The sequence below is a fragment of the Streptomyces sp. NPDC058469 genome, assembly GCF_042721125.1.
Lineage (GTDB): Bacteria > Actinomycetota > Actinomycetes > Streptomycetales > Streptomycetaceae > Streptomyces.
On the sequence record NZ_JBHXME010000128.1, the window covers coordinates 24311 to 32972 of the forward strand.

Genomic DNA, 8662 nt, shown 5'->3' on the forward strand with positions numbered 1-8662 from the left:
TGCGGCGGGCCTGTGCGGCGGGTTCCTGAGGGCCGATAGGCCCCATGGTCCGCCCCCAGGCAGCCCATGGGGCCTCTCTCCGTTCCGCGGGACGCTCGAAGTGCCGAAGAACCTTGGAGGAGACCCGTGATGACGGACGACACGCTCAGCCGACCCACCGTCCATGCCCTGCTCGCGGACGGCACCACCGTGTGCATCCGTCCCGTCGTGGCGGGCGACCACGACCAACTGCAGGGGCTCTACGAGGAGATGTCCCCGGAGAACCTGCGACTGCGGTTCTTCGGGCTGAGCCGCCGGTCCGCCGAGATGGCTGCCGACCGGGCCTGCCGGCCGCACCCCGGATACCGAGCCCTGCTGGCCGAGACCATGGGCCAGGTGATCGGGCTCGCCGAGTACGACACCGGCGGCACGGGGGCAGCGGCCGACATCTCCATCGCGGTGGCCGACGGACTGCATCACCGGGGCGTCGGCACCCTCCTCGTCGAGCACCTGGTCTCCGCCGCCCGCGCCGAGGGCGTCACTACGTTCACGGCCGACGCGCTCAGTGAGAACCGCGAGGTCCTGCGGCTCTTCGCCGACCTCGGTCTGCGCACCGCCCGCCGCTTCGAGGGCCCCGAGATGCGCTGCACCATCGAACTCGACGAGGACGAGAACTACCTGTCGGCCACCGAGGCGCGCGGCCGAGCCGCCGATGTCGCCAGCCTCGTACCGCTGCTGCGGCCCGACGCGGTCGCCGTTGTCGGTGCCGGACGCAAGGCCGGTTCTGTGGGCCGGGCGATCCTGCACCATCTGAAAGCCGGCGGCTTCACCCGCCGCCTCTTCGCGGTGAACCCCGCGGCCACCTCGATCCTCGGCGTGCCGAGCCATCCCTCGGTCAGCGCGCTGCCCAGGACGCCCGACCTCGTGATCGTCGCCGTACCCGCAGCCGCCGTCCCGGCCACCGCCGAGGAGTGCGGCAAGGCGGGCGCACGCGCCCTCCTCGTCGTCACCGCGGGACTCGACGCGGCCCAGGCCCAGGCGCTGACGGCGGCCTGCCGGACGTACGGCATGCGGCTTGTCGGCCCCAACTGCCTCGGTGTCTCCAACACCGACCCGGAACTGAACCTCGACGCGACCTTCGCCGCCAATCACCCCAGCTCCGGCACCGCGGGCATCGCCGTGCAGTCCGGCGGCGTCGGCATCGCCCTGCTCGACGGGCTGTCCCGGCTCGGCATCGGCGTCTCGACCTTCGCCTCGCTGGGCGACAAGTTCGACGTCAGCGGCAACGACATGCTCCAGTGGTGGGAGAGCGACGGCACCACCGACCTCGCACTGCTGCACCTGGAGTCCTTCGGCAACCCGCGGGCGTTCTCCCGCACCGCGCGCCGCGTGACCCGCCGTATGCCCGTCCTCACTGTCGACGCGGGTCGCACCGACGCGGGCCGCCGTGCCGCCGCCTCGCACACCGCCGCCGCGGCCACCCGCACCATGACGCGCGGGGCGCTGTTCACCCAGGCAGGCATCACCGCCGCCCGCTCCGTTGGTGAACTCCTGGAAGCCGCTGCCCTGTTGCACTCCCAGCCGCTGCCGACCGGATCCCGCGTCGCGATCGTCACCAACGCCGGGGGAGCGGGTGTCCTCGCGGCCGACGCCTGCGCCGAGGCCGGGCTCAGCCTGCCGATGCCGACCGCCGAACTCGTCGACGACCTGCTCGCCGTACTGCCCGAGGGCGCCGCGGTCGGCAACCCCGTCGACGCCACCGCGGCCGTCTCGGAGGAGCAGCTCAAGGACTGCGTGGACCGCATCATGCGGCACGCCGGCGTCGACGCCGTCCTCGTGGCCCTGGTCCCCACGGCGGTCGCCGAGGCGACCGGCGACGACCTCGTCCGGGCGTTGACCCGCGCAACGGGACACAGGCCCAAGCCGGTTGTCGTGGTCCGGCTCGAACAGGCCCTGCCCGTCGAGCTGTTGCCCACCACCGACGACCGCACTGTCCCCGCCTACGCCGAACCGCAGGCGGCGGCGCGGGCGTTGGCCCACGCCGCCAACCGCGCGGCCTGGCTCGCCCGGCCCGCCGGGACGATTCCCGACCTCGACGGAGTCGACACCGCGCGCGCCCACAGCGTCGTCGAGGCCTACCTCGAAGCGAACCCGGACGGCGGCTGGCTCGGCCCGCGCGAGTGCGCCGAACTCCTCGGCTGCTACGGCGTTCCCCAGCTGGCCTGGGCCTGGGCGGAGACCGAGGACGAGGCCGTCCTCGCCGCCGACCGGCTGCGCGGCGCCGACGGCCGGGTGGTCATGAAGGGCCACTGGCCGGGCCTGCTGCACAAGAGCGAACAGCACGCCGTCCACCTCGACCTGTGCGGCGACTCCCAAGTGCGCGCAGCCTTCCGGGACTTGGAGACCCGGTTCGCCGGACTGCTGACGGGCGTGGTCGTGCAGCCGCTCGCCGAGCGCGGCACCGAGCTGTTCGCCGGTGTGGTTCAGGACCAGGTCTTCGGACCGCTCGTCCTCTTCGGCCTCGGCGGTACCGCGACCGAGATCCTCGCCGACCACACCGCCCGACTCGCCCCGCTCACCGACCACGACGTGCACGACCTGATCACGGCCCCGCGCTGCGCACCGCTCCTGTTCGGCGCGCACGGCAGCCCGCCCGTCGACCTCGCGGGCCTCGAACAGCTGCTGCTGCGGCTGTCCCGGATGGCGAGCGACCTGCCGCAGCTGGCCGAGGCCGACTTCAACCCCGTACTCGCGGCACCGGGCGGAGTCTCCGTCCTCGATGCCCGCGTGCGCCTGCTGCCCAACAGGCCGCAGGACCCGTATCTGCGCCGACTTCGCTGAGGAGGGAACACCATGAAGCACAACAAGGTCGGCTCCGTGATGACCACGGAGGTCGTTCGCGCCAGCTACGGAACGCCGTTCAAAGAGGTGGCACGCCTGCTCGGCGAGCACCGCATCAGCGGCATGCCCGTGGTCGACGAGGACGATCAGGTCATCGGAGTCATCTCCGAGACGGACCTGATGGCCCACCAGACCGAGGCACCCGACCCGTACGAGCCGAAGAAGCGGTTCCGGTTCGCCGACCTGACGCGCGGCGCCAGACTGCGCGCCGCGAAGGCAACGGCCCGCACCGCCGGCCGGCTGATGACCGCGCCACCCGTCACCGTGTACGCCGACGACACCATCGTCGAGGCCGCCCGGACCATGGCCCAGCACCGCGTGGAGCGGCTGCCCGTTCTCGACGAGGAGCAGCGGCTCGTTGGCATCGTCACCCGCCGCGATGTGCTCCAGGTCTTCCTGCGGCCCGACGCGGAGATCCGCGACGAGGTCGTCCAAGAGGTGCTGGTACGCGCCCTGTGGCTGGCGCCGAGCACCATCGACGTCTCCGTGGTGGAGGGCGTCGTCACGCTCTCCGGCCCCATGGAACGCAAGAGCGAGACGGAGATCGCCGTCTCCATGGCCCGTCAGATCGACGGTGTCGTGGCTGTCGTCGACACGCTCTCCTACCGGACGGACGACTCCCGCACCCGGCCCGAGGAGCAGACCTACCACGGTGTCTCCGAGGCCTGGGTGCGCCACCTGTGAACTGAGAGGAGGCGAACCGTCATGCCCACCAGCGTGCTGGTCGCCTACGGGACGACGAACGGATCGACCGCGCAGATCGCCGAGGCCGTGACCGAGGTCCTGCGTAAGGAGGGACTCGCCGCCGACCTGTTGCCTGCCAGGTCCGTCGTGGACGTGACGGCATACGGCGCCGTGGTGGTCGGCAGCGGGCTCTACGCCGGCCGCTGGCACCGCGACGCCCGCCGGTTCGTGAGCCGGCACAGCCGCCAACTGGCTGAGCGCCCGCTGTGGTTCTTCAGCAGCGGCCCACTCGACGCCTCGGCCTCGGAGCGGGACATCCCGCCCGTGCACGGCGTACGGCGTGCCATGACCCGGCTCGGGGCCAGGGACCATGCCACCTTCGGTGGCTGCCTGGAGGAGGGCGCCAAGGGGCGCATCGCCCAGTCGATCGTGCGCAACGGGAAGGGCGGAGACTTCCGCGACTTCGGCGCGATCGAGGCGTGGGCGGCGCGGATCGCGGACGAGTTGCTGAAAGAGCAGGCGGAGGACTGAAGTTGCTGTACCTCTCCTTGGCATGGAACAGCCCCGGCGCGGCACCGATTCGCCGGGCTGTTCCATGCCGCAGACCGGTGTCAGCGGTTCACCGTCAGGGGCAGGGTGTCGAAGGTGACCGTCCCGCTGTCCTTGGGCGACAGGACGTACGAGGTGAGCAGGCCCGGGCCGGCGCGGGTGGCCTTGTAGGGAACGTCACGTCGAAGGTGCCGCGCATGCTGGTACCGGACGTGGCTTTGACCATGACGTCGGCGGCGGTGCGCCCAGTGGTGTCCGTGACCTGGATCGGATTTCTGCAGGGTTGAACCGTTCGGCTCCGTCATGCGAAGCCATCTCCTCGGGCGGTCGACGGACTGCCATACCCGAGCGGCTGACGGCCGCCTTGCTCGTGCCACTCTCCCAAGTACCGTGCAGGGAACCGGACATGAGTGCGCCACTGGCCCTCGACGCCGTCCACATCCTGAGATGGGGTGGCTTCGGACCGTCTGCCGCACTGGGCCAGGACTATGCTGCCGTCCAGGCGTCCCAGACCCCGGCGGCTTGTCGTTTCTCGACACAGATGGCTGCGGGGAGCGGACCTTTCGTCCGCCACCGGCGCATCCCTGGAGGGAACCGGGTGGGTTCCCGGTCCTGTCGCGCAGGCCCTCGGACCGGCCGTCGCTCTGCCTTCGCCGAACGTACGCCCCTGCCAGCAGCACGCCAAGAGGAGCCGGGAAACCCGGCATCCGCACCTCGCTGCCGGATGGTCTTCTGAACCGAGGCGTCATGCCCCTCCCACGGCTCACCATCTACCGTCATGACCGACGCAACCGGGCACTGATCACCCTGGTCGGTGAGATCGACCTGGAATCGACCCCGCGGGTGCGCGCAGCACTGGCACGGTGCTTGAGCGACGACATCCGCACCATCGACATCGACCTCACCACCGTGACCTTCTGCGACTGCAGCGGCCTAAATACCTTCCTCTACGCTGCGCAGAAGACCACCGAGGCCGGCGGGACCCTGCAACTGCACCACCCGCCACCGACACTGGACCTGATATTCGACGTCACCGGCTCCGGGTTCCTGCTCCTCGGCCCCCCGGTCGGGCATCTGCCACCGTCACTCGGAGACGCCCCTGCCCCAGCTGCTCCGGCCCCGCCGCACCGGAGTGTTCCGCTGGTGGCTGTCATCTCGGGCGATGCGCGATGACAGCCCAGCCGGAGCAGAGGCAGCCGCACAAGCCCCGTTCAGGCGAGTCGTCCACCATGGACGCGGTGCGGTTGCACCGGGTGAACCGCTGGCACGCACAGGGCCTGAGCGGGGAGCTGGCGGATCCGTACGTCGACTCCCGTGAAACGTCCGCCGCTGAGGCGCACCGCAGCCGCAGCCGCGACGACTTCCTGAACCGTCTCACCGGCGACATCCGGCGTGAACGGACGCAGCCGCCCCAGCAGGGAGATTCCGCGCGCGTGCTGTTACTGACGACATCCAGGCCCGTCTGATTCTGTAAGTGGGAGTGGGCAACGTTTGACGATGGTTCTGGGCAGCACTTAGCGATCACAGGGCCTGGAAATGTCGATGAGAACAGCAACGCCTTGGATGCTTTTGGTCTCCGGCCCGGATCTGTGAAGGCTCGCGTACCGCTGGAACTGAGGCAATTGCCAACGTAAGAGTCCGTTTCGGCTACCTGTGATCACGACGGCATGGCGCGTGATCAGCAACCGTTGTCCCATGGCAACCTGCGCTCCAGCACAGTGACTTGGAGCCGGAGGTACACCGCGCGTGGCGGCGAAATCCAATCGGGCATGATGCCGAAGGACCCCATCGTTTGCGGTGGGGCCCTTCGGCGTTGTCTGCCTCAGTAGATCAGCGCGGCCTTCAGCACGTTGAAGGCAGTCGCCGGATCGGCCAGGGCGTGGTAGATACCGGGTATCTCGTGGTCGTCGAGGCCGAACAGGCCGTAGACGGCGTGCATCGCGCCGCGCACGGAGTACTCGACGGTGAAGACCACGTCCTCGGGGATCTCCGTGAACTGGCCCAGGAAGGCGAAGTTGGCGGAGCCGCGCGGGATGACCAGAGGGCGGTCGTGCACGGTGCGCGGGGCGAACTGGCTGGTGATGTACGGCATCATCACAGGGATCACGGTCGTGGTCGCCGCGACCTGCTCCTCGATGTCCGACATGCCGAGGTGGCCGAGGAGTTCGGTGAGGATCTCCCGGCCGGTGGCCTCGGCCATCGGCTTGCCGACGAAGTCGCCGTCGCGGTCGGTGAACAGGCCGTAGCCCCACAGGGTGTAGACGTCCTCGCGCTGCCCGTCGAAGTGCGGAGCATGCGGCACGACGACGGACATCAGCCAGTTGGAGTCCTTGAACGTCATCAGCGCACCCGTGCCGGGGAGGTTGCCGGACAGTTCCTCGATGCGGTGCAGGAGCAGCGGGTCGCGCAGGGTGAGGGTGAAGGACTCCCACTTGGCCTCGTCCACGTTGCCGTTGAAGGCGGTGGGCCGGCCGAAGTCGTCGGCCTTGGCGGCGATGGTCTCCCAGAGTCGCCAGCCACCGTCCCTCTTGTCGCGGACCAGTTCGGGCGCGGTGTCGCCAGTGCCGTAGGTGGCGTCGGCGGTCATCGAGCCCAGGGTGAGGAACGCGTAGTCGTCGGCGGTGAGTTCGTAAGTGTCCGGGTGCCCGTCGCGTTCGAGGTGCAGGCGTCGTGCGCGCCGGACGCCCTCCTCGTCGGTGGTGAAGTCGACGTCGGTGACCCGCACGCCGTACTCGAAGACCACGCCGCGGGCTTCCAGCCAGGTGCGAAGCGGCCGGATGATCGAGTCGAACTGGTTGAGGCGGGTGCGGCGCACGCCGGCGAGGGTGTGCATGCGGGGGAACTCCTGCATGAAGCGCAGGAAGTAGCGCTTGAGCTCGATGGCGCTGTGCCAGTTCTGGAAGGCGAAGGTGGTGCGCCACATCGTCCAGAAGTTGGTGGCGAAGAAGTGCGGGGAGAAGAAGTCCTCGATCCTGCGTGCGCCGATGACCGCTTCGGGCAACACCAGCAGGCGGGTCAGTTCCAGGCGGTCGTGGGTGTCGAGGCCGTAGTCGGCGGCGTCCAGGATCGTGGTGCCGTGGCCGATCAGACGGGCCTTGGCGTCGGTGGGCCACTTGGCGTTGAACTCGGTGGTCTCCTCGCGTACCGAGACCGTTTCGTCGGTCAGGGTGGGGATCGTCTCCAGGAGGTTCCACAGGCAGGTGTAGGCCTCCTCCTCCAGCATCCGCCCGCCCCGGGTGACGTATCCGGCGGGTTCGCCGCGGCCGTCCATCGAGCCGCCGGCGATGGGGAGTTCCTCCAGGATGTGGATGTGCTCGCCGGGGAAGTCCGCGTCGCGGACGAGGAAGGCGGCGGCCGCGAGGGAGGCGATGCCGCCGCCCACGAGGTAGGCGTGGGATGAGCGCGGAGCGTCTGCCATGACGTCCCTCCGTTCTGCCGCCCGAGTTGTGCGGGCGGCCGACAGTGTTCGGGATCCTGCGCGCCGGACACCCGTTGTGGTTCTGCGGTGTGGGGCGCGGGGTGGCGCCGGGCTGCTCGGGACGAGCGTGGCGGCCAGGCCACCAAGCCAACTCGCGGGGTGATCGCGGGGGCAGGGGCCGGAGGTCCCTGCCCACCGGCCGACGGCCCTGTAGCCGACGGCCCTGTATTGGGGAGCTTCTTCTGCCAGGGGTAGGGCCGCTGTGACAGATCTCGACTCCTGACGGGCCGGTTCGTCGACGAGCCGCGCTCAGGCCACCAGCCGCTCGACGGGCCGTTCGGGACCTGACGGCCGGGACCAATGGTCCCGGGTGGGGATGTTCGGCCACTGATCACGATCACCGCCGCCGAGAAGGATCGGGCACAGATCGATTTCCCTGTAGCGACCTGCACAAGGAGCACCACCATGCCCACGACCCCAAGAAGCAGTGAAGGGGCGGTTCCCAAGGCGGCACTCGGCCTCTCCGGTGCGACCGCGCTCGTGGTCGGCACCATCATCGGGACCGGAGTGTTCGCGCTCCCCTCGGCTCTCGCGCCGTACGGGCCGATCGCGCTCGTGGCGTTCGGGGTCGTCACGCTGGGCGCCCTTGCTCTGGCGGTGACCTTCGGGGCGCTGTCGAAGCGCGTTCCGGGGAGCGGCGGACCGTACGTCTACGCCCGTGAGGCCTTCGGTGAGTTCGCCGGATTCCTCAACGCCTGGTCGTACTGGATCACCGCATGGGCGGGGAACGCCGCGATCGTCGTGGCCTGGGTCGGCTATGTCGAGGTGTTCGTCAACACCGGCCACAAGACGGCGATTTCGATACTCATCGCGCTGATCGGGCTCTGGATACCCGCCGCGATCAACCTCACCGGCGTACGGAACATGGGTGCCTTCCAGGTGTTCACCACCGTGCTGAAGTTCGTCCCGCTGCTCTTCATGGCCACCATCGGCCTGCTGTTCATCGACCCGCACAACTTCGGTTCGTTCAACGCCAGTGGCCAATCGGCAATGGGTGCGATCTCGGCCGCCGCTCCCATCGCCCTGTTCAGCTACATCGGCCTGGAGGTTGCCCCAACCGCAGCTGGGCAC

Annotated in this window: 8 protein-coding genes; 6 read left to right on the top strand and 2 right to left on the bottom strand. The window is 69.6% G+C overall.

All coding sequences use genetic code 11. The annotated features are described in order from the left end of the window. Positions 1-129: 129 nt before the first annotated feature. Genes ACFWP5_RS38400 through ACFWP5_RS38410 form a run of 3 tightly spaced genes read left to right on the top strand, consistent with a single transcriptional unit; the run spans position 130 to position 4095 of the window. A complete protein-coding gene (locus ACFWP5_RS38400) occupies positions 130-2820 on the top strand; it encodes a GNAT family N-acetyltransferase (RefSeq protein WP_384167731.1) in 2691 nt (896 codons plus the stop codon). A 12-nt stretch (positions 2821-2832) separates the two neighbouring features. Continuing rightward, the gene (locus ACFWP5_RS38405) at positions 2833-3564 is read left to right on the top strand and encodes a CBS domain-containing protein (protein WP_384167734.1); all 732 of its coding nucleotides are present in this window, start codon (positions 2833-2835) and stop codon (positions 3562-3564) included. 21 nt (positions 3565-3585) lie between these two features. Beyond that, positions 3586-4095: a flavodoxin domain-containing protein gene (locus ACFWP5_RS38410; protein WP_384167737.1), complete on the top strand. Its 510-nt coding sequence runs from the start codon at positions 3586-3588 to the stop codon at positions 4093-4095. Between the two features lie 80 nt (positions 4096-4175). On the opposite strand, the gene ACFWP5_RS38415 is transcribed toward ACFWP5_RS38410, so the two are convergent. After that, positions 4176-4418 (bottom strand): hypothetical protein, encoded by a 243-nt coding sequence (locus ACFWP5_RS38415; RefSeq protein WP_384167740.1) that lies wholly within the window; start codon positions 4416-4418, stop codon positions 4176-4178. 442 nt (positions 4419-4860) lie between these two features. On the opposite strand from ACFWP5_RS38415, the gene ACFWP5_RS38420 reads away from it, so the two are divergent. Continuing rightward, on the top strand, positions 4861-5286 hold the full coding sequence (locus ACFWP5_RS38420; protein WP_384167743.1) for an STAS domain-containing protein: 426 nt from the start codon (positions 4861-4863) through the stop codon (positions 5284-5286). After that, positions 5283-5579, top strand: coding sequence for a hypothetical protein (locus ACFWP5_RS38425; RefSeq protein WP_384167746.1), 297 nt, complete (start codon positions 5283-5285; stop codon positions 5577-5579). Before ACFWP5_RS38420 ends, ACFWP5_RS38425 begins: the two co-directional genes overlap by 4 nt. A 356-nt stretch (positions 5580-5935) precedes the next feature. On the opposite strand, the gene ACFWP5_RS38430 is transcribed toward ACFWP5_RS38425, so the two are convergent. After that, positions 5936-7531, bottom strand: coding sequence for an oleate hydratase (locus tag ACFWP5_RS38430; RefSeq protein WP_384167749.1), 1596 nt, complete (start codon positions 7529-7531; stop codon positions 5936-5938). Between the two features lie 465 nt (positions 7532-7996). Between ACFWP5_RS38430 and ACFWP5_RS38435 the strand changes: the two genes are divergently transcribed. Then, the coding region (locus ACFWP5_RS38435; RefSeq protein ID WP_384167752.1) for an amino acid permease at positions 7997-8662 on the top strand (666 nt) is incomplete at its 3' end.

Bases quoted from the DNA above. Each gene is read 5' to 3' on its own strand.
- ACFWP5_RS38400 (WP_384167731.1), top strand. From the start codon at position 130: ATGACGGACGACACGCTCAGCCGACCCACCGTCCATGCCCTGCTCGCG.
- ACFWP5_RS38405 (WP_384167734.1), top strand. From the start codon at position 2,833: ATGAAGCACAACAAGGTCGGCTCCGTGATGACCACGGAGGTCGTTCGC.
- ACFWP5_RS38410 (WP_384167737.1), top strand. From the start codon at position 3,586: ATGCCCACCAGCGTGCTGGTCGCCTACGGGACGACGAACGGATCGACC.
- ACFWP5_RS38415 (WP_384167740.1), bottom strand. From the start codon at position 4,418: ATGACGGAGCCGAACGGTTCAACCCTGCAGAAATCCGATCCAGGTCAC.
- ACFWP5_RS38420 (WP_384167743.1), top strand. From the start codon at position 4,861: ATGCCCCTCCCACGGCTCACCATCTACCGTCATGACCGACGCAACCGG.
- ACFWP5_RS38425 (WP_384167746.1), top strand. From the start codon at position 5,283: ATGACAGCCCAGCCGGAGCAGAGGCAGCCGCACAAGCCCCGTTCAGGC.
- ACFWP5_RS38430 (WP_384167749.1), bottom strand. From the start codon at position 7,531: ATGGCAGACGCTCCGCGCTCATCCCACGCCTACCTCGTGGGCGGCGGC.